The sequence below is a fragment of the Dyadobacter sp. AC419 genome (genome assembly GCF_979253085.1).
In genome coordinates, this window is sequence record NZ_CEEDCD010000003.1 from 16,942 (window position 1) to 40,465 (window position 23,524).

A 23,524-nucleotide genomic window follows, 5' to 3' on the forward strand; every position below is an offset into this window, starting at 1 on the left:
ACACAAAACAACTCAATGAAAACCAAAGCGTTATCCTTTATCCTTGGTATTGTCCTGCTGGGCTGTGCCTCTCAGCCTTCATCGCAGAACGCGTCGGTGAAGAGCTCCTCGGCCAAGAGCGAGGCCGGAAAGGCGCGGCGTCTGGAAATCCTGTTTTTGGGAGATAACGGACACCATAAGCCTGCTGAACGTGTGCCGCAGATCATGGCTGCATTAGGCCCGAAAGGTTTCAACTTTACCTACACGGATAACCTGAATGACCTTAATTCTGAGACACTTAACAAATACGATGCCCTGATGCTTTATGCAAACTGGGATTCCATCGCACCGCAGCAAGCGAAAGCATTGCTGGATTACGTGGCGAGCGGAAAAGGCTTTATCCCCATCCACTGCGCTTCGTATTGTTTCCGCAACAATCCGGAAGTGGTGAAGCTGATCGGCGGCCAGTTCTGGAGACATACGTGGGACACGATCCAGCCTGTTTGGACAAAACCCGATCACCCTGCAATTGCTGGTGTGAAGGAGTTCAAAACGGTGGATGAAACCTATTTGCACGAAAAATTACAGCCTGATAACATTGTTCTGACGGAGCGTTTGATCCAAAAAGATCAGGAAAAAGACAGACCGGGACAGCAAAAAGAGCCTTACACATGGGTGAGAACACACGGAAAAGGCCGCATTTTCTATACGGCTTATGGCCACGACGAACGCACCTGGTCGGTTCCTGGATTCCAGGATATGTTGGAAAAAGGGATTCTTTGGGCGGTTAACGATGATGCAAGAAAATCTTTGGCAGCTTTGGCGCCAAAACCTTTTGAATATCGTGCAGCCAAACTTCCTAATTACGAGCAGCGCCCTGGCCCGCAAATGCAGCAATTGCCTTTGTCGCCTGAGGAATCTGTAAAGCACATTCAAATCCCGGTTGACTTCACATTGGACGTTTTCGCGCACGAGCCAGACGTAATGCACCCGATCGCGATGACTTGGGATGAGCGTGGCAGATTGTTTGTTTTGATCACAAAAGATTATCCAAACGAGCGCAAAGACACGGGCGGAAGCGACTACATTCTGATCTGCGAAGACACGAATAAAGATGGTAAGGCTGACAAATTCACGAAATTCTCGGACGATCTAAGCATTCCGACAGGCCTTGTTTTTGCGAACGGCGGAATCATTGTTTCGCAGGCACCGCATATGCTGTTTTTGCAAGATACAAATGGCGATGATAAAGCTGATGTGAAGAAAATCTTGTTCTCAGGCTTTGGAACGGGTGATACGCACGCCGGACCTTCTAACCTGCATTATGGATTCGATAACTGGGTTTACGGATCGGTTGGTTACTCAGGCTTCAAAGGCAAATTCGGAAACGCCGATTCTTTGAACTTTGGCCAAGCACTTTTCCGCTTCAAACCGGACGGAACAGATATGGAAATTGTTGCAAAAACCTCTAATAACACGTGGGGACTTGGTTTCAACGAAGCAGGCGACCTTTTTGGCTCAACGGCTAATAACTCGCACGGCTGGTATAGCGCCATTCCAAACCGTTATTTTGGTCAAAGCAAAGTGGATAACGGAAGCCGCAGCACGGATACGCATAAAGACATGCAGCCGATCACGCCGAAAGTGCGTCAGGTGGACGTTTTTGGCGGATTTACTGCCGCAGCCGGACATAACTTTTACACGGCAAGAGCATTTCCAAAAAAATATTGGAACAATGTTGCCTTCGTTTCTGAGCCTACGGGACACATTTTGCACCAAAACATCATGAAACCGAAAGGAACAGATTTTGAGGATGCATTAGGCTTCAACTTGCTTGCCGGAGCAGACGAATGGGTTGCCCCTGTGTTTGCAGAAGTTGGCCCGGATGGCGCTGTTTGGGTGGCTGACTGGTATAGCTACATTATCCAGCATAACCCGACGCCGAAAGGATCTGAAAACGGAAAAGGAAATGCATATGAGACTGATTTGCGTGATTTTACACACGGTCGTTTGTATCGCATTGCCTGGAAAGATGCACCAAAATATACACCGATCGTTTTGAGCAAAGACCGTCCGGACGAGCTGGTTGCGACATTGAAAAACACCAACATGCTATGGCGTCGTCACGCGCAACGCCTTTTGGTGGAACGCGGAAACAAAGATGTTGCTGGTAAATTGGTTGAGCTGGTTAAGGACAAAACCGTTGACGAAGTTGGCCTTAACACGGCTGCGATCCACGCATTATGGACATTGCACGGTCTGAAAGCGATCGAAGATCCGGCGGTTTTGGCTGCCGTAACGGAAGCATTGAAACACCCATCTGCTGACGTGCGCAAAACAGCCGTTCAGGTGTTGCCACGCAATCCTGCCACCGCGCAGACATTGCTGACAGCCGATGCATTGCACGACAAAGCGCCGCTTGTGGTTTTAAACTCGCTGCTTGCATTCTCCGAAATTCCTTACACGCCGGAAGTTGAGACTGCGGTTTTGGGATTGATGGACACCTATGCTATGCCGGAAGATCGCTGGATGCCGGATGCTTTTGCAGCAGTTTTGAATGCTCAAAATGGCAAATTGCGTGAGAAATATCTTGCACAACGTGTAAGCAAATCATCTGCAACTGCCGCTTCAACGCAGAAAACAAGTGCAGATAAAGCCATGGACCACAGCAACATGGATCACAGCGGGCACACGGCCACTGCGAAACCAACCGTGGAAGGCTCAGCTGAACTGGCTATTACGAACATTACGATTGAGCCAAAAACACCTTACGTTCGTGAATATGCGCGTGTGGTGATTGAAATTACAAACCAAGGTTCAGTTGCAGTTCCAAAAGAGCTTGTTCCGGTTGTGAATGTGGGCATCAGAAGTCGCTCATTGAACACGAATTACATTAGCCGCCAGCTTAACAGCGGCATAGCGCCGGGTGAAACTGTGAAACTGACGGAGGGAAATAATGGCCCCTGGAAATCAGGTTTCGGATTTACATCGGACGAGTCGGGAAAAGTGAACATTACAGCGACGGTGGACGTGGACAATGTTGTTCCAGAAAAAGATGAGAACAAAAACAACACCATGAGCAAAAGCTTCGAAGTGAAGCGTATGGATAAGCTTTCTGACTTTGCTTTGGAGCGCGCGACACGCGGTTACACTTCCTATGCAAGCGGTGACGATGTTTTGAAAATGATCAAAACAGCACAAACGCTTGATCCGCAAGGACGAAATGCCATCATGAAAGGAATCGTTGGCGCTTGGAATCCAAAACGCAAAGAAACCGCAAATGAAGATGGCAAAACATTGCTTGCTTCGATCAAGGGAGACCTTCCGGACGATTTGAGCACGCGTTTCACCACGTTGATGGAATCTTACGGCATTAAGGAAGATGTCGCAGTTGACCCGAATGTGCAGGTGGTTCAGATCAAAGCGATCCGTGAGGAAATGAAGTTTAGCTTAACCGAATTCACTGCCGTTGCGGGAAAAACGATTGAGCTTGTTTTTGAAAACCCGGATGCAATGCAGCATAATGTGGTCGTTGGAAAACCAAAATCGACTGAAATAATCGGCGCAGCCGCTGACAAAATGATCACTGCGAAAGACGGCGCAGAGAAAAACTACGTTCCGAACATTCCGCAAGTTTTGGCCGCAACGCCGCTTGTGAACCCGGGACAAACTTTCCGCCTGAAATTCGTAGTGCCTGACGTGGTTGGCGACTATCCTTACGTCTGCACATTCCCCGGTCACTGGAGATTGATGAAAGGCAACATGAAAGTCATCAAAGAGCAGGCGGTTTTGAGTAAATAACCTGAAATCAATGAAGCACATTGCTTTTCTGATACTAATCCTGGGCGCTAAAATATCCTGCGCCCAGGATTCTTTGTTTAAAAACATTCCTGCGCACGATCCCGTCATGATCCGCCAGGATGGAACTTACTACGTTTTTACTTACAGGACGGGGCATAACAGTCTGGTCGTCAAAGGATATGGAAAACTGGAAGAAGGAAAAGCCCGTTTTTGCGTCCCCGCCCGAGTGGGCGGTAAAAGCAGTTCCCGGTTTCAAAGGGCACATTTGGGCACCGGACATTGCGTTTCATAATGGCCTGTATTATCTCTATTATTCTATTTCAACTTTTGGTAAAAACCGCTCGTGCATCGGCCTGGCAACCAATAAAACACTGGATCCGAAAAGTCCGGATTACCGCTGGAGCGACCACCAGCAAGTCATTGAATCTGTGCCTGGCCGGGATGAATGGAATGCGATTGATCCCAATTTTATTTTAGACGAAAACCAGCAGCCCTGGTTATCATTCGGCTCATTTTGGAATGGCATTAAGCTGGTTAAGCTCAATCAGGATGCAATGTCCATTGCGACCGATCCGCAGCAATGGCATACATTAGCAAGTGTTCCAAAGACCGTTTCCAATTCAGAATCTGGCAATGGAGCCATTGAAGCGCCTTTTATCTTCAAAAAAAATAACTATTATTACCTTTTCGCCTCTTACGACTATTGCTGCCGCGGCGAAAAAAGCACTTACAAAATGCGCGTAGGCCGCTCGGAAAAACTGACCGGTCCTTACATGGACAAGGCCGGAACGCCGATGAAAAATGGGGGCGGAACATTGCTGCTTGAAGGCGATAAAGATTGGCACGGCGTAGGCCACAATGCGGTTTGCACCTTCGACAGCACGGATTATCTGATATTTCATGGATACGACGCCAAAGACAAGGGCCGCTCGAAGCTGCGGGTTGAGAAGTTGCGCTGGGAAGACGGCTGGCCATTGTTATAATATGTTTAAAAAACGCAAATGAAAGTCGTCCAATTCACCATTCCGGTTTCCAAGGAGCATACCATTGTGGTGCAGGAAGACTTGTTGCCGCATTATTACAATCATTTGCACCGGCATCGGGAGGTTCAGATTGAATGGGTTGTGGAAGGTTCGGGAATTCTCATCGCCGGGAATTATATGCAGCGTTTTGAGTCGGGCGAGGTTTACATTATTGGTGCCAATCAGTCGCATATTTTCAAAAACGACGAAGCCTATTTCAATCCCGAAGAGAAAAAGCAAGTCCATTCCGTTTCCATTTTCTTCAACCCGATGCAGCTCCACCAGAACATTCTAAGCCTGCCCGAAATGGCAAGTATCCGCAAATTTGTCGACGGCCTGCACAACGGTTACCAGATTCCCGAATCCGCATTGCCCCTTGTCCAGAAAACGATTTCAGAATTAAAACAGAACAAAGACAGCATGCGGGTGGCGTCATTCATTTCGCTGCTGCATTTGTTCTCCACCATCCGCGACATTAAGCCGCTGGCCACCAACAACAGCGAGCAGATCATTTCCGAAGTCGAAGGAATCCGCATGGACCAGATTTTCCAATATCTGGTCAGCAATTACAAAAGGCACATTTCACTAGCCGAAATCTCAGAAATCTCCAACCTTACACCCCAAGCATTCTGCCGTTATTTCAAAAAACACACCGACAAAACTTTCATCAGCTTCCTCAACGAAGTCCGCGTCAACGAAGCCTGCAAAATCATCATTTCCGGCAAATTCGACAGTTTTTCAGACGTCAGTTACCAGACCGGCTTCGATAATGTGACCAATTTCAACCGCGTTTTTAAAAAGATCATGGGAAAAAGCCCGCGGGAATTTCATAAGGACTTTCGCGAGCGGGTTGGGTAAATTTGTTGAAAGAGACGCTAGGCGGCCACTTTCCCAATTTCTATCCCATATTTCATGATTTCATGGGCAACCAGATTGGAGCTTTGAAGAGGGATATAATATTGGTAGCAAATTTCACGTGCGTGTAAAACGCCAATCCCAGAGGGATATAATATTGGTAGCAAATTTGAAATCAGTGCAAAAACAATCCCGGAGGGATGTAATATCGGTAACAAAAACCGTTCGCAATCGCATCAAATCCCGGAGGGATGTAATATTGTACACGACGTTGCATCCCTCCGGGATTGGCGTTTTACGTTGATTTCTCTTTTTCTACCAATCTTGCATCCCTCCGGGATTGGCGTTTTTGCGCGCATGTTGACTTTGCTACTGATCTTAAATCCCTTTGGGATTTTCCCTTGCTTACTTCATTTTCTCAAACCATTCACTCGTGTATTCCTCCTCCAAACTTACATAAAAATCAAAGCGAAGCCATTTTTCTCGTAACCATAGGTTTTATTTCAAATCTCCCCTATTTTGGAGCTTAACATTTCTTTTTTGGTTTGGCTGGATTGGGAAAAATGGGTGGTTCTTTTTGGAAGATTTGGGTGGATACGGGCGGGACTTTTACGGATTGTCTGGCTGTTGATCTGGTGGGAAATAAAACGAGGTTGAAAGTGCTGAGCTCTGGCTGCGTGCGGGGACGGATTGTTGGGAAGTTGGCCGATAACACTTTTCAATATGCAGCTTCCTGGGCGTTTGACGCTGGTTTGCTAGAAGGTTATACATTGCGGTTGCTGGAAAATGGTTTGATCAGCAAAGTCATTTCTTTTGATTCTTCCAATCAAACATTTACGCTCGAAAATGATCTTCCATTTGCTCAAAGCACCGATTTTGAAATATTCAGTGGCGAAGAAGCGCCTGTTCTGGCAGCGCGATTACTGACCCAAACCAAACTGACCGAAACTCTGCCACCGCTCGAAATGCGCCTCGGCACCACGAGAGGAACCAATGCATTACTAGAAAGAAAAGGAGCCAAGACGCTATTAGTAGTCACCAAAGGTTTTAAAGACCTGCTTTACATTGGCAACCAGCAACGCCCTTCCCTATTTCAACTAGATATTCCTGAACCAAGATTACTTTATTCAGAAGTTTTGGAAATTGATGAGCGATTGGATGCTTCGGGAAATGTGATCCGGGATTTGAACGCGGCAGATTTAACAACATTAGCATCTGCGGCAAACGCAGATTCCATTGCCATTTCGCTGCTGCATTCGTACCAAAACAATGCACACGAGCTCCTGGCTGAAAAAGCATTTATAGAGAACGGGGCTAAATACATTTCCGTTTCTTCCAAGCTTTTCCCCTTCTCCCATTATCTCCGCCGCACGCAAACGGCCGTAGTGAATGCTTATCTCGATCCCGTTTTAGATCAATATTTGACTAACATTAAAAATTCGTTGGGCGGCACTCCGCTGGGTGGCAATTCGCTGGGCGGCAATTCGTTGGGCGATAACTCGTTGGGCGGCAATCCGCTCGGCCCTAGCGGCCTAAAAGTTATGACCAGCACGGGCAGCCTTTCCGAAGTCAGCGGTTTCCGGGCCAAAGACAGCTTATTAAGTGGCCCGGCTGGTGGCATGGTGGCGGCAGCCAATGCTGGGAAACGCCTTGGATTCCCCAAATTGATCACATTCGATATGGGCGGAACGAGCACGGATACGGCGCTGATCGATGGGCGCCCGGAGCTGAAATACATTACCGAAATTGATGGCATTGAATTCCACAACCCGACATTGGCGATTGAAACTGTTGCCGCGGGTGGCGGTTCGGTTTGCTGGTTTGATGGATTTTCGTTGCAAGTCGGGCCGGAAAGTGCGGGGGCTTCGCCGGGGCCGGCGTGTTATGGCGTGGGCGGGCCGCTTACGATTACGGATGTGAATCTGCTCTTGGGCAAACTGGATGCTTCGAAATTTGGCATTCCCGTTCGTGCGGATGCAGCGCTGGCGGCGCTTCATGATTTGCAAAAAAGCATTAAATCGCATACAGGCAATGTGCTTTCGTTTTCGGAACTGCTAACCGGGCTGGAAAGAATTGCAAATGAGAAAATGGCTGATGCGATCCGAAAAATCTCAGTTGAAAAAGGCATTAATCCGGCTGATTTTGCATTAATTACGTTTGGCGGCGCCGGCGGATTGCACAGTTGCCAGCTGGCCGAATTGCTGGATATTCAAACGGTTATCATTCCTTACGACGCCGGACTTTTCAGCGCCGTGGGCATGGGCGAGGCGCTGATCAGCACCATTGTTTCCAAACAAATCCTGCTTCCCTGGAAAGACTCGGCGGAGAAAATCGAAGATTGGAAAAACGAATTGTTGCAGGAAGGCGTTGCAAAACTGCAAAATCAGGGCGTTAATGTATTCGAAACTGCCTTTTGCTACGTTTTTCTCCGTTTTGCCGGACAGGAAAATACAATTGAAGTCAGCTATGAAGGCGCTGAAACATTGAATGTTTTCGAGAAACTTTACACGGCGCAATTCGGCTATTTTCCAGCAAACCTGATCATTGAATTGGAAAGTTTGAAACTGATGATTCAGGAGAAAATGGCTCCTATTGCGCTGGAAATGATCATTAAGGACGGAAATTCAGCGGATGCAATAAGAAGTGTAACGCCTTTATTTGAAACAAAATCTTTTAAAACGGAAAAACCTGACGCTAATAATGCTGCTAGCCTCTTTGAATGGGACAAACTTGCAGCGGGCGACCAACTCACCGGCCCAGCGATTTTATTAAACGACACTTCCACCGCCTACATCCCGAGAAACTGGAAACTGATCATTCAAAGCAGCAAAGACGCGATTGCTTTTAAAATTTCGGAAACCAACGTTACTGCCGAAAAACAAAGCGAGGAAGTTGCATTGCAGCTTTTCACCAATCGTTTCAAATCCATTGCGGACGAAATGGGCGTGCAATTGCAGCGGACTGCGTTTTCGGTGAATGTGAAAGAACGGCTCGATTTTTCATGTGCTTTGCTGGACCAGGATGGCGAGTTGCTGGTGAATGCGCAGCATATTCCGGTGCATTTGGGCAGCATGGGCATTTGCGGGAGATTGGTGAAAGAAGCGATTGAGATCGGTCCCGGCGATGTGATTATTACGAATCATCCCAAATATGGCGGCTCGCATTTGCCTGATATTACATTGATTTCGGGCATTTTTACGGATGATAAAGCTTGCATTGGTTACGTCATTAACCGTGCGCATCATGCCGAAGTTGGAGGAAAAACGCCTGGTTCCATGCCGCCGGATGCCACTTGTCTGGCTGAGGAAGGCGTCGTTATTTTGCCTCAATATTTGATTAAAAACAATGTATTTCAATGGGGAACCATCCGCGCACTTTTCACGGAAGGCGCCTATCCTACGCGGCATTTCCTGTCCAATGAAGCCGACATTATCGCCGCATTGTCTGCTTTAAGAAAAGGCAGCGAGCAAATGTTACGGCTCGTGGACTTGCACGGATTGGAAACCGTCCGCAAATACATGCGGTTACTGAAAGAAAATGCCGTGGCGCAGCTGCAAACCGCATTAATTCCGTTGCAAGACAAAACTTTCGAAGCAACCGAATTTCTCGATGACGGCCATCGCATTCAGGTGAAAGTCTCTATAACCGTCGAAAAGCAGGTTTTTGACTTTACAGGCACTTCGGATGTGCATCCCAACAACCTGAATGCAAACATTTCGATCCTGTACAGCGCGATTTTGTATGTGTTAAGGCTTTTGGTAAACAAAGAAATTCCGCTGAATGATGGCCTGATGAAGCATGTGGACATTATTTTGCCGGATAACAGCTTCCTGCATCCCAATTTTTCCGATGATCCCTTCCAATGTCCGGCCGTGGTTGGCGGGAACACGGAAGTGAGCCAGCGGCTGGTGGATACATTGCTTAAAGCATTCGGATTGGCGGCTTGCAGCCAAGGAACGATGAATAATTTCCTTTTTGGCGACGAACAATTTGGCTATTACGAGACCATAGGCGGTGGAACCGGCGCCGGGCCGGGCTTCCACGGTCGTTCTGCCGTGCACCAGCACATGACCAACACGCGCATTACCGACCCTGAGCAGCTGGAACGCAAGTATCCGGTGCGTTTGCTGGAATTCGGCATCCGAATAAATTCCGGTGGAAAAGGAACATTCAACGGCGGCGATGGCATCGTGCGAAAATTCGAATTTGTCAAACCATTGCAGCTCACATTATTGGGACAACACAGAAAATACGCACCTTACGGACTGAATGGCGGCGAAGACGGAAAATGCGGTGTGCACACACTGATAAGCAATGGTGAAACTTCATTGTTACCCGGAATATGCAGCCTGGAAGCTCAGAAGGGTGATATTTTAATAATAGAAACGCCCGGTGGCGGAGGATTTGGTTAAAAATTAATATAAAATGGCGAGTTCAAAATCCTCCAAAGCGCTCTTAGGCGCAGCATTCCTGATGGCGACCTCGGCAGTCGGCCCGGGTTTTCTGACGCAAACGACGGTTTTTACACAGCAGCTCGCCACGAGTTTTGGCTTCATCATTCTCCTCACGGTCATTATCGACCTTTGTGCGCAATTCAATATCTGGCAAATCATCACCGTTTCAGGCAAGCGCGCTCAGGAACTGGCCAATGCATTGTTTCCGGGATTAGGCTTCCTATTAGCGTTTCTGATCGTCCTCGGCGGATTTGCATTCAACATTGGCAATGTCGCCGGAGCCGGTTTGGGCCTGGAAGCAATGACAGGTTTGAACGTAAAAGTTGGCGCGGTGCTGAGCGCAGGCATGGCGATCGGGATTTTCCTGTTCAAAGAAGCGGGAAAAGCGATGGATATTTTCAGCCGCGTACTCGGCACATTAATGATCGTTTTGATCTTATATGTTGCTTTTACGTCGCATCCACCGCTGGTTGCGGCTCTGCATCACACGATTTTGCCCGAAAAATTTGATGCGATGGCCGCAGTAACATTGGTCGGCGGGACGGTTGGCGGATACATTTCGTTTGCGGGAGCGCATAGGTTGCTCGATAGCGGGATCAGGGGCGAAGCGTCGCTGCCGGAAGTGAACAGAAGCGCCGCAACGGGCATTCTGATTACAACGGTGATTCGTTATTTGCTCTTCCTGGCATCTTTGGGCGTGGTGATGTCCGGCGCGACCATTAATCCCGATAATCCCACCGCTTCCATCTTCGAACAAGCCGCTGGGTCAGCCGGACGGCAGATTTTTGGTCTCGTGATTTGGAGCGCGGCCGTCACTTCTGTGGTTGGCGCTGCTTACACTTCCATTTCTTTTGTCCGTTCGTTTCATCCGTTTTTGGAAAAACACCACGCTCCACTGACCATTATTTTCATTGCCACGTCCACTGCTGTATTTACAGTTATTGGCAAACCGGTGAAAGTGCTCGTCTTTGTCGGCACGCTGAATGGCTTTGTGCTTCCCGTTGCGCTGGCTATCCTGCTGATTGCAAGCGGAAAATCGCGCCTGATGGGAACGTATAAACATTCGCGCGCGCTGCTCGTGATGGGCTGGCTTGTGGTTGCGGCCATGACGGCCTTAGCAATCGGAATCTATTAACCTAGCGAGCCGGTGGGCCTACCGTCGTTTATTTTACACTTCTGCACATATCCCGAATTAAATCTGCTGTTTTAACCCAAAAGCAAAATCTAACATCGAAATAAGTTAATATCGGTAAAAAAGGAGCTAAATACCACGAAGTTTATTGCTTGCCATAAAGGTAATTTTACCCATACGAAATTGAAGATAATCATTCCTAGTATGGCGCAATTTACCAGTCAAAAGCTTCAACTGCTGACCGTCTTTGCCGGCTCCCTGCTTTCCTTACTTTCTCACAAAAGTATGGCTCAGCAGCCTGCATTGGCACCTTATCATCCTGATGCTTCTGAAATCAGTGCTTCATACAAGCACATGGAGCGCATGGACTCGGTGACGAAAGGCACAGTTTTGAAAGCCTCGATCCAGCCAACATGGCAGGCCGACGGACATTCATTTTGGTATAGAAATGTATTAAAAGACAGCCTTACCGAGTACATTTTTGTCAATACGTTAACGGGTAAAAAGACGAGTCCGCTCGATAAAAAAGAACTCGCAGGCGCACTTTCAAAAGCACTGGATTCTACCTTATCGGCTGACAAATTGCTGCTCAGCGAAATTTATTCAGATCCAAAAAACCAGACGCTTTTTGTACAGACAACGGGCAAATGGTTTGCATTTAATACCAAAACAAAAACCGCAAAAAAGCTTGAAAAACTGCCTCTCGAACGTCCCAAAGAAATAGGCTGGACGCGGGCAAGAAGTCGTTGGAGGCCATTCCGGGCGGACAGCATTTCGCCGGATAAAAAATTGACCGCTATCATTAGAAACGGGAATATTTATTTAACCAAAAAAGAAGAAAAAGACGCTCAGCAGCTCACATTCGAGGAAAATCCGCTGAAACCTTTTGGCGAACTGAGCTGGTCGCCGGATGGAAAATATCTGGTTGCTTACCGCATTACGCCGCATGAAGAGCGGCAGATCAGCATCATTATGTCGTCCTTGCCAAACACGACGCGTGGCGAGGTTAAAACGCGCGGTTATGCGCAACCCGGCGATGAATTTACGTCTTACGAAATGTTTGTGGTGAATGTTGAGAACAAACAGGTTACGAAAGTAAAATCAGACATTATCGACTTTTTCGAAGCGCCGGTTATTCGCTGGCGACATGGCGATAACACGCATTTTACTTACGAAAAAGTGGACCGCGGGCACCAGCGTTTCCGGGTGATTGATGTGGATGTGGCGACGGGTGAAACGCGGAATGTGATTGATGAAAAAACGGAGACATTTATTTACCAAAACCTCATTTACACGCATTACCAACCTGAAAAGCACGAAATTATCTGGTCATCGGAAAAAGACGGCTGGCGGCATTTGTATCTGGTGGACGAGCTTTCGGGCAAGATCAAAAACCCGATTACAAAGGGCAATTGGGTGGTTCGCGACATTGACAGCATTGATACACAAAAACGCGAAGTCTGGTTTCGGGCGAGCGGCATGAATGCGGATGAAGATCCTTATCACATTCATTATTACAGAATCAAATTCGACGGCAGCGGCCTTGTAAAATTGACCGATCATGCCAAAGCAACGCATCAACTCACATTTTCGCCTGACCGCACTTACTACATTGATACATACTCAACGATGATGAGCCCGCCGGTTTCCGAGCTGCGGAAAACGGCGGACGGCTCATTGGTTACCAAACTGGAAGAGGCCGACATTTCGCAATATTTGTCGCTGGGCTTCAAGTTACCGGAGATTTTTAAGGCAAAAGGCCGCGATGGTCAAACCGATATTTGGGGCATCGTGTATCGCCCGAGCAAGTTTGATCCGACGAAGAAATATCCGATCATCGAGAACATTTATGCGGGTCCGCAGGATTCGTTTGTGCCCAAAGCATTCCGTTATTATGGTGAAATGCAGAGCCTTGCCGAGCTTGGATTTATCGTCGTGCAAATGGACGGCATGGGCACGGCTAACCGCTCGAAAGCATTCCACGATATGTGCTGGAAAAACCTTGCAGACGCCGGTTTTCCTGACCGCATTGCGTGGATGAAGGCATTAGCGGCACAATATGCTTATGTGGATTCGTCTCGCGTGGGCGTTTATGGCACATCAGCGGGTGGCCAGAATTCACTCGGTGCATTGCTTTTTCACCCTAGTTTTTACGATGCAGCGGTTTCAGCTTGTGGCTGTCATGACAACCGAGTGGACAAACAATGGTGGAACGAGCAATGGATGGGTTACCCGGTTGGCAAGCATTACGACGAGCAATCCAACATTACCAATGCCGCAAAATTACAGGGCGACTTGCTGCTGATAGTGGGTGAAGCCGACACGAATGTGCCGCCGGAATCGACTTACCGCGTGGCGGATGCATTGATTAAATCAAATAAAGATTTTGAATTGCTGGTGGTGCCGGGCATGGGCCACAGCGACGGCGGAACTTACGGAAGAAGGAAAAAGAGGGACTTTTTTGTGAACAAATTATTGGGGGTAACGCCTCCGAGCAGGAATAAAACAGACCTAACGCCACAGTAACACATAACAGACGTCAGCCCGGAAACGGTGTAATGGATTGCAAAAATTGCAATAATCCAAACAGGAAAACTTTGCCCTTTTATAATGAGAAAATTACTGCTTTTACTAACCTGCTTCATCTTCATCAACAGCTGTACACTGAAATCTGGAACGGCCGTTCAAGTAAAGTCCAGCGAAGGGCGGCGCATTGAAATCCTGTTTCTGGGGCATGACAGCAAGCACCATTATTCGGAAAAATTCTTCTCGATGCTGGCGCATCCGCTGTTCCAAAAAGGCATTAACCTGACCTACACTTCGGACTTGAATGCTTTGAATGCAGAGAATCTGGCAAAATACGATGGCTTAATGATCTATGCGAACCATAATGTGATCTCACCGGCGCAGGAAACGGCAATGAAAGATTTTGTGGAAGGTGGGAAAGCATTGATCCCTTTGCATGCAGCTTCTTTTTGTTTTCAAAATTCTGATTGGTATATCAAAGCAGTCGGTGCGCAGTTCAGCACGCATAAATACGGCACATTCACAGCGCCAATTACGCAGCCAAACCATCCGGTGATGGCGGGTTTGAAGGAGTTTGAGACCTGGGATGAAACTTATGTTCATGCGAAGATTAATCCGGACATTAACATTTTGCAGGAACGTGTGGAAGGGACGCACCGCGAGCCTTGGACCTGGGTGCGGACGCAGGGAAAAGGCCGCGTGTTTTACACCGCATATGGCCACGACGAACGCACCTGGAAGCAAAAAGGATTTCACGATCTGGTGCTGAATGGTGTGTTATGGGCTGTCAATGATGATGCAAAAGCTGCCTATGCGAGCTTAAAACTGCCCACACCAGAATTCAAAGATGCCGACGTTCCGAATTACGAAAAACGCGATCCTGCCCCAAAGTTCCAGCTGCCGCTTTCCCCTGCGGAATCTGCAAAATTGATCCAGGTTCCGGTTGATTTTGATTTACAATTATTCGCTTCCGAACCCGACATTGTGAAACCTATCGCCATGGCCTGGGACGAAAAAGGCCGCTTATGGATCATTGAAACAGAAGATTATCCCAACGAGATCAGAACGGAAGACGGAACCGGAAAGGACCGGATCAAGATTTGCGAAGACACCAACGGCGATGGCAAGGCAGATAAGTTTACCGTTTTTGCAGACGGGCTGAACATTCCGACCAGCATTACATTTGCCAACGGCGGCGTGATCGTAGCCCAAGCACCACATTTCATTTTCCTCAAAGACACCAACGGCGACGACAAAGCCGACATTCGCGAAAACATTATCAGCGGCTGGGGCAAAAGCGATACGCACGCCGGACCGTCCAATTTGAAATATGGCCTCGATAACAAGATTTGGGGCGTGCTGGGTTATGCGGGTTATCGCGGGACGGTGAACGACAAGCCGGTGAATTTCAGTCAGGGCATTTATACATTTGATGTCGATGGCAAAAACCTGGAATACATTGGCCGGACATCCAATAACACGTGGGGATTGGGCTTTTCGGAGGATTTTGAAGTATTTGTTTCAACGGCTAACGGCAATTACAGCGGACATTTCGCGATGCCATTGGAATATGTCAAACGCTCCGTTGCCGACGGCTCGGGCAACACCGTTTACAAGCTGGATTCGCATTATGATATGAATTATATGACGCCTGCATTGCGTCAGGTGGATTTTCACGGCGGCTTCACGGCGGCGGCGGGACATAATCTTTACACGGCTAGGAATTTCCCGAAACAATATTGGAATGCAACCGCATTTGTCTGCGAACCGACGGGCCGCTTGCTTTACCAGGCCATGTTAAAACCAAATGGCGCGGGTTATAAGGAGAAAAACGGTTTCAATTTGCTGGCCAGCTCGGACGAATGGTTTTCGCCCGTTCATGCGGAAGTGGGCCCGGATGGGGCAGTTTGGGTGGCGGATTGGTATAGTTTCATCATTCAGCATAACCCTACGCCGCGTGGTTTTGAAAATGGAAAAGGCAATGCTTACATTAATCCGTTGCGGGATAACAAGCATGGACGTATATACAGGGTCGTTTATAAAAATGCAAAACCTTATCAACCGGTAAAACTGGATAAAAATGATCCCGCGGGGCTTTTAGCAGCATTGAAAAACGACAACATGTTCTGGCGCACCACGGCACAGCGATTGATCGTAGAAGCGAAGCACAAAACACTGGTTCCTGAGCTGATTAAGCTGGTTAATGATCAGTCTGTGGATGAAATTGGCTTGAACAGTCCTGCCGTGCATGCGCTTTGGACATTGCAGGGATTGGGCGCGCTGGATGGTTCAAACGAGGAGGCATATCACACGCTGGTTCGTGCGGTGCGGCATCCGGCTGCGGGCGTTCGCAAGAATGCGGTGAAGCTCTTGCCAAGAAACGATAAAACGCTTTCTGCATTGAAATGGACGAATTCTTTGAACGATCCGGATCTGAAAGTGCGCCTCGCAGCGATTCAAGCATTAACTGATTTGCCGGCTTCCGAGGAAATTGGCAAAATGCTCTATCTGGCCGGTCAGGATTCGGAAAATGCGGCGGATGAATATTTGCAGCAGGCGATTTTCTCAGGTGTCATTAAGCACGAAGCAGGGTTTAAAAATGCAGCTGCTAAGCTGAAAGACTCCACATTAACCGCCCGCATTGAGCGCGGATTGGTGCAGGAAACTTATGTGCTCAATCTCTGGTCGCCACCGATTTTCCCACCGGACATTACCAACAAAGAAATCACCATTAAGGCCATTATTACCAAAGCCGACGAAGCATTATCGGGCGTTGTGGCCTCGCAAGGCAACAAGGAGAACGGTTACAGTCTTTATATGAATGAGGGAAAATTGCATTGGCTGATCAAACAGGACGGCAAAGCTTATGACATTCATTCCAACCAAACATTGCCTGCTGAGCGCTTCAATGCCGTTGCAACATTGTCCGAAGGCGGTGAAATGACATTGGCCATTGAAGATGAAACGCCAGTTAAGGGCAAAGCAGCATCGCTTTTTACCAAACCATTCAACCCCGATGACATCCGCCTCGGCCGCGACTTGCGCGACGAAAACCGTGTGGGCGATTATCCAGAAAATTTCAGGTTAAGAGGCTGGCTGGATGTGAAAAGCACAATGCAGCTGAACCAGGTTTCGAAAGATAAATCAGAGAAAAAAGTGGCCGCAACAGCGCCGGTTAGCAAGCCGGAAACGATTGGAAAAGGCAAAGGCACGCCCGTGACGATCAACCTGAAAGTGATTGAGCATGAAATGAAATTTGATAAAAAGATATTTACCGTAAAACCCGGCCAAAAAGTCTCCATACGCTTCACTAATCCTGATTTTATGCAGCATAACCTGCTTATTGCTGCTCCGGGAAGTCTGGAAAAAGTGGGCGCGGCTGCGGATTTGCTGGCGCGTGAGAGCAATGCCATTGAACTGAATTACATTCCAAAAATGCCCGAAATCCTTCATTCCACTGAATTGATCAGTCCGGAAGGAAGCACGACGCTTGTTTTCATTGCCCCCGAAAAACCCGGCGATTATCCTTTTTTATGCACCGTCCCGGGCCATTGGCGGATTATGAATGGAATTATGAAAGTTGAGTCGAACGGGTCACGTTGACCCCGTCCAATAAAGAAGCCAAGTAACCCAGCTAACTAAAATTTTATCACCATCTAACTTTTGACACATGAATAAACAATTATCTAGACTTATTCAGGAAGTGGCCTGTTACCTGCTTTGCAGCGTAGCGATGCTGCTCGTCCTGCCGGCCCATGCACAGGCAGCCGATCGCCAGATTACCGGAAAAGTGGTTTCAGCGGAAGACAAAAATCCGCTCCCGGGTGTGACCATTATTGTAAAAGGAAATAACACGATAGGAACTGCAACGGACGCCGAAGGAAAATTCAAAATGACCGTTCCTGAGGATGCAACGCTGATTTTGAGCTACATTGGCTACACCAGCCAAGAAGTTGTGGTGGGCACCCAAAACGATTTCAACATTGAAATGGCTTCGGACCAGAAGCAGCTTACGGAAGTGGTCGTGATCGGTTATGGAACCCAGAAAAAGGGCGACATTACGAGTTCGGTTGCGAGCATTAAGCGCGAGGATTTTATCAAAGGAACGGTTCGCGATGCTGCACAGTTGATCCAGGGAAAAGTGGCCGGCTTGCGCATCACCACGCCGAGCGGCTCGCCAACTTCCAACACCCAGATCAACCTGAGAGGAATCAACTCAATCAACGGAACTTCAAACCCGTTGATTTTAATCGATGGAATTCCCGGCGGCCTGAACACGGTTGCGCCCGAAGACATTGAATCTGTGGACGTTTTGAAAGATGGTTCTGCTGCTGCGATTTATGGAACACGCGCAACCGGCGGTGTAATCCTGATCACAACCCGGAAGAACCGCGGCAACAACACGCGCTCGACGGTGGAATATTCCAATTACGTGAACATTCAGACCATTGCGCGCAGACCAAAGTTGCTGACCGGTGACGATTACCGTCAGAAAATCAGCGAAGGCATTGATTACACGGATTACGGCGGCAACACCGACTGGCTGGACGAAATCATGCAAAAACCCGTCAGCCATAACCATAATCTGACATTCTTCGGTGGCAACAGCACGACAAACTTCACGGGTTCTGTGAATTACAGGAACTGGGAAGGGATCTTTTTGAGATCAGGTCAAAACCGTTTTACAGGCCGTGCCGATTTGAATCACGCAATGTTTGATAATAAGTTGAAAACCAACATTCAGATCATTAACCGCATTACGTCGTCCAACGGAGCCGTTTCGCCAGCCGATAATGATGCCGCTTATGGTTACGCTTACCGGCAGGCCATGATCCGCAACCCGACGGACAATGTGAGAACCGAAACAGGCGCTTGGCAGGAAAGGGACGGTTATTTTTATGAAAACCCGGTTTCCCTTTTGAATGAATCCAACTATGAAGCGAAGTTTAAAGAAATGCGGATGAGCGGAAGTCTGGATTACGCGCCGATTACCGATTTGAATTTCAAATTATTGGTTTCTAATGTTCAAAACAGCAATCTGGAAGGCGGCTCTACGACGTTCAACCACACGGCAACACGCCTTAGCAACCAAAATGCAACTGCATTCAGAAGCACGAGTGCGAACAACGAAAACCTGCTGGAATTTACCGGAAATTATGCTAAATCATTTGGCAAACACCGTTTTACATTACTCGGCGGATATAGCTGGCAGGACGCAACTTATGAGGATTTCAGCGCCAGCAACTGGGATTTCCCAACGGATGCTTACGATTGGAATAACCTCGGCGCGGGCGGCGCTTTGCAAAAAGGACAAGCAGGCATGTCGAGCACGAAGAACAAGTGGCAGCTTGCCGGTTTCTTCGGCCGGTTGACTTACAGCATGGATGAGAAATATCTGTTCATGGCCAGCGTGCGTCGCGAAGGTTCTTCGCGTTTTGGGATTAACAATCAATGGGGAACATTCCCGGCCGCTTCTGTGGGTTGGAGAATCAGCAAAGAGCGCTTTATGGAAGGACTTTCAGGCGTTTCTGAAATTAAGTTGAGAGCGGGAATCGGTGTGACGGGAACCATTGCGGGTGATCCTTATTTGTCACAGATCAGCTACAATTTTACGCGTACAGAAGGTGCATTTATCGGTGGAAAATGGGTTCCGGGATTCGTGCCGGCGCGTAACTTCAACCCGGACTTGCGTTGGGAGAAAAAAGAAGAGGTTAATGCGGGTGTGGACTTTGGTTTCCTGAAAAACAGGATCAATGGTTCGGTCGATTTTTACAGTCGTAAAGTGAAGGATTTGCTTTACAATTTCCCCGTTCCCGTGCCTCCTTACCTGATCGGTTCGATGTTAATCAATGCAGGAACGATGAAAAACGAGGGTATGGAAGTGCTTTTGAACATTGTGCCTGTTCAGACTGCTAATTTCCAATGGAACACCGGATTCACTTATTCTACAAACCGGAACAAGCTCGTAAGTCTTTCCAACGACCAGTTTGAAGCGGATAATGACTTTTTTGACGCAGGTTACACAGGCGAGCCAATCCAGGTTTCGACGCACCGCGTGAAAGTGGGCGAGCCTATCGGACGGTTTTTTGTTTGGAAAAGTGTAGGCATTGATGAAAAAGGTGCCTGGCTGGTTGAAAACAAAGATGGCGAGGTGATTCCTATTGCTAATGCGACACCGGAAGACCGCCAGTATTATGGAAATGGAATTCCAAAGCACAATGTAGGCTGGAACAACTCGGTTCGTTACAAAAACTTTGACCTGGCTGTAAACATGCGCGGCGCGTTTGGATTCGACATTCTGAACTTTCAGAGCATGTTTTATAACAACACAAGAAACAAGGCTTATAATATGCTGAAAACGGCGTACGATCCGATCGACGGCAAAGTGCTTAATAATGAGCTTGTTTATGTTTCCAATTACATTGAAAAAGGCGATTACTGGAAAATCGACAACGTCACATTTGGCTACACGCTGCCCACTTTGAAAGGCTTGAAAAACGCCCGCATCTTCGTTTCGGGCCTTAACCTGGCGACGATCACCGGCTACACCGGCGTTGACCCGGAAGGCGTAGACATGACGGGTTTTGCCCCGGGAAGTGACCAGCGCGACAAATATCCGACGACCCGGACATTCACAGCAGGCCTTAGTGTAACATTCTGATCCACAGCAAACTTTTTGAAAAAATGATCAATAAAAGTAAAATATACATCGTCCTCGCATCCATGATGGGTGCGGCCACGCTCTACTCCTGCACCGACCTCGAAGAACAGGTTTATTCAGAAGTGTTGTCGAGCACTTACCAGCCAACCGAAAAAGACCTTCCAGCGATCGTAGCGCCCGTATATTCGTCCCTTCGCGGGTTAATGCTGGGCTGGCAGGGCTATTTTGACTTGCAGGAAGAAGCAGCCGATGCCATCGTTACGCCCGTTCGCCCGAATGGCTGGGACGACGGCGGAACCTATCGCCGGATGCACCAGCACACCTGGACTTCCCTGCAATGGCAACCCGAAAACGCATGGCAAAGCTCATTCCGCAGCATTACCACGGCAAACAGGGTTTTATCTCAAATTGCAGAAGGCGAAATTCCTTTGACCGCAGGCAAAGTGGAAGTGGAAGCTGAGTTGAGAGCCGTGCGCGCATTGGCTTACTATCTTTTACTCGATAACCACGGCAATGTGCCCATTGTGACTGATTTCAAGGACATTAATTTACCAAAACAAAACACACGTAAGGAAGTGTATGATTTTGTGGTAAAAGAATTGCTTGAAGTGATGCCTAACCTGAGTGAAAATGCGTCGACGACTTACGGTCAGCTCAACCGCTGGGGTGCGAAAGCGCTTTTGGCAAAAATATATTTGAACGCGCAAGTTTACACCGGCACGCCGGAATGGGAAAAAGCCATTCAGCAAGCGGATGATGTGATCAAAAGCGGTAAATATGTGCTGGATGCGAATTATTCGGATGTTTTCACGTGGACTAATTTCAATTCCAAAGAGATCATTTTCGCGATTCCTTACGATGAAATTTACGGAACCGGCAACCAGATCCACATGAAAACGCTCGACCCACTGAGCCGCACTGTGTATCCGATGAATGCAGGTCCATGGGGCGGAAACTGCGCCGTGCCACAATTTATCGATACTTACGACGCCGAAGACAGCCGCCTGGCCGACACCTGGGTAATGGGCCCGCAAAAGAACGCAACAACCGGCGCAGTCGTCATCACTTATTCCAAAACTGTCCCAAGCATTGAAAAAACGGCTTCAACAGACGGTTACCGCATTGGAAAATACAAAATCAAGCCTAATGCAACCGGCAGTCTGGACAACGACTTCCCATTGCTTCGCTATGCCGATGTCATGATGATCAAAGCAGAAGCACTTTTGCGCACCGGCAAAGCCGCCGAAGCAGCGACCATCGTAACCGAAGTCCGCAAACGCGCATTCAAAGCCAACCCTGCAAAAGCAACCGTAACTGCGGCAGATCTGGCAAAAGGCAGTCGTTATAATTACGGTTACCAAGCCACAGACGGCACGATTACAGAGCGCCAGGGCGGAGACGATGTGAAATTCGGACGCTTTTTGGATGAGCTCGGCTGGGAATTCGCAGCAGAAGCGCACCGCCGCCAGGACTTGATACGGTTTGGTATATACGAAACCAAAAAATGGTTCAACCATCGCCCCAACGCCCAGCAACGCGCCCTGTTCCCGATCCCGCAAACAGAGCTGGACAAAAACACAAACCTGAAACAAAACCCAGGCTATTAACAAAAACTTTAAACAAGGTTAGGTAATAAGCTCCTGCTCCCGACACTGTTGGTGAGCAGGATTTTTTTGTTTAACATTATGACCATGTTCTCAAAAGAAACCTACATACAACGCCGCCAGACTTTGAAACAGAAAGTGGGGAGCGGCCTTATTCTTCTGCTCGGCAATGATGAGTCGGGGATGAATTACAAGGATAATGTTTATCCATTTCGCCAGGATAGCACTTTTCTTTATTATTTCGGGCTGGATACGGCTTCCATTCATGCGGTTATTGACATTGATAATGATCAGGAAATCATTTTTGGCGATGAACTGACGATTGATGACATTGTCTGGACCGGTTACCAGGAACCGCTTGTTGAAAAGGCTGCCAAAATTGGCGTGACGCAAGTGAAACCACTTTCGTCGATTTCTAGCTATTTGCGTGATGTTCAGAACCGGAAACAGGAAGTGCATTTTCTGCCTCCCTACCGCGGTGAGCATACATTGCAGTTGCAGGAATGGTTGCAAATTAACCCTGCCGAGGCGCCGCAACGCGCTTCCGGGAAGCTGATCAAAGCCATTGTTTCAATGCGTTCTTACAAATCGCCTGAGGAAATTGCCGAGATCGAAAAAGCCGTCAACACGTCCATTGACATGCACCTGGAATTCATCCGCACCACGCGTCCGGGCATGACCGAAAAAGCCATTGCAGGAAGATTACAAAGCATCGCCATTGCCCAAGGCGGCGACATCTCCTACCCGATCATCCTGACAGTTAACGGAGAAACGTTGCACACACACGCCCGTGACCGCATTATCAACGACGGACAAATGGCATTATGCGACGCCGGAGCCGAAACTGCCATGCATTACTGCGGCGACCTCACGCGCACCATTCCGGCCGGAAAGCAATTCAGCAGCATTCAAAAAGAAATGTACGAAATCGTGCTCCATGCACAGGTTTCAGCGATTGAAGCCTGCAAACCAGGCGTTTTGTTCAAAGACGTCCACGCACTAGCATCAATGAAATTGTTGGAAGGCCTGAAATCCGTAGACATCATCAAAGGCGACCCACAAGAAGCCCTTGCCAACGACGTCCACACACTATTCTTCCAATGCGGCCTCGGCCACATGATGGGCCTCGACGTCCACGACATGGAAAACCTCGGCGAACAATACGTAGGCTACACCGAAGACCTCATCAAAGGCACCACCTTCGGCTGGAAATCCCTTCGCCTAGGCCGCGCGTTAGAACCTGGTTTTGTAATCACCGTCGAGCCAGGGCTATATTTTATCCCTACACTAATTGATCGCTGGAAGGCTGAGAATAAGCTTTCTGACTTTATTGATTATGGGAAGTTGGAGCAGTTCAGGGATTTTACGGGGATTAGGGTGGAGGACAATTTGGTGATTACGGAAGGTGGCAATCGGGTGTTGGGGAAGGAATTGGTGAAGGATGTGAAAGGGATTGAGGCTTTGCGGGGGTGATCAAGATGTTATAATTA

Annotated in this window: 11 protein-coding genes; all 11 read left to right on the forward strand. The window is 48.2% G+C overall.

Features of this window, described 5'->3' with window-relative positions; translation table 11 throughout:
* The first annotated feature begins 15 nt into the window (after nucleotides 1–15).
* Nucleotides 16–3,780, forward strand: a complete 3,765-nt coding sequence (locus AC0IYG_RS00410) for a PVC-type heme-binding CxxCH protein (RefSeq protein ID WP_471709061.1) — start codon at nucleotides 16–18, stop codon at nucleotides 3,778–3,780.
* Between the two features lie 10 nt (nucleotides 3,781–3,790).
* The gene (locus AC0IYG_RS00415; protein WP_471709062.1) at nucleotides 3,791–4,072 is read left to right on the forward strand and encodes a hypothetical protein; all 282 of its coding nucleotides are present in this window, start codon (nucleotides 3,791–3,793) and stop codon (nucleotides 4,070–4,072) included.
* Nucleotides 3,960–4,763, forward strand: coding sequence for a family 43 glycosylhydrolase (locus AC0IYG_RS00420; protein ID WP_471709063.1), 804 nt, complete (start codon nucleotides 3,960–3,962; stop codon nucleotides 4,761–4,763). Before AC0IYG_RS00415 ends, AC0IYG_RS00420 begins: the two co-directional genes overlap by 113 nt.
* A gap of 18 nt (nucleotides 4,764–4,781) precedes the next feature.
* Nucleotides 4,782–5,660, forward strand: a complete 879-nt coding sequence (locus AC0IYG_RS00425; protein WP_471709064.1) for an AraC family transcriptional regulator — start codon at nucleotides 4,782–4,784, stop codon at nucleotides 5,658–5,660.
* Nucleotides 5,661–6,220: 560 nt separating this feature from the next.
* A complete protein-coding gene (locus AC0IYG_RS00430) occupies nucleotides 6,221–10,069 on the forward strand; it encodes a hydantoinase B/oxoprolinase family protein (protein WP_471709065.1) in 3,849 nt (1,282 codons plus the stop codon).
* 13 nt (nucleotides 10,070–10,082) lie between these two features.
* Nucleotides 10,083–11,246, forward strand: a complete 1,164-nt coding sequence (locus AC0IYG_RS00435) for an NRAMP family divalent metal transporter (RefSeq protein WP_471709066.1) — start codon at nucleotides 10,083–10,085, stop codon at nucleotides 11,244–11,246.
* A gap of 201 nt (nucleotides 11,247–11,447) precedes the next feature.
* Entirely contained in the window at nucleotides 11,448–13,769 is a 2,322-nt protein-coding gene (locus AC0IYG_RS00440) for a S9 family peptidase (RefSeq protein ID WP_471709067.1), read from the forward strand.
* Between the two features lie 84 nt (nucleotides 13,770–13,853).
* Nucleotides 13,854–17,372 carry a PVC-type heme-binding CxxCH protein gene (locus AC0IYG_RS00445; RefSeq protein WP_471709068.1) on the forward strand — a complete coding sequence of 1,173 codons (3,519 nt, stop codon included), beginning with the start codon at nucleotides 13,854–13,856 and terminating at the stop codon, nucleotides 17,370–17,372.
* Nucleotides 17,373–17,439: 67 nt separating this feature from the next.
* Entirely contained in the window at nucleotides 17,440–20,430 is a 2,991-nt protein-coding gene (locus AC0IYG_RS00450) for a SusC/RagA family TonB-linked outer membrane protein (RefSeq protein WP_471709069.1), read from the forward strand.
* Nucleotides 20,431–20,453: 23 nt separating this feature from the next.
* The gene (locus AC0IYG_RS00455) at nucleotides 20,454–22,037 is read left to right on the forward strand and encodes a RagB/SusD family nutrient uptake outer membrane protein (RefSeq protein ID WP_471709070.1); all 1,584 of its coding nucleotides are present in this window, start codon (nucleotides 20,454–20,456) and stop codon (nucleotides 22,035–22,037) included.
* A gap of 84 nt (nucleotides 22,038–22,121) precedes the next feature.
* Nucleotides 22,122–23,507: an aminopeptidase P family protein gene (locus AC0IYG_RS00460; protein ID WP_471709071.1), complete on the forward strand. Its 1,386-nt coding sequence runs from the start codon at nucleotides 22,122–22,124 to the stop codon at nucleotides 23,505–23,507.
* The last annotated feature ends 17 nt before the right edge of the window (nucleotides 23,508–23,524 follow it).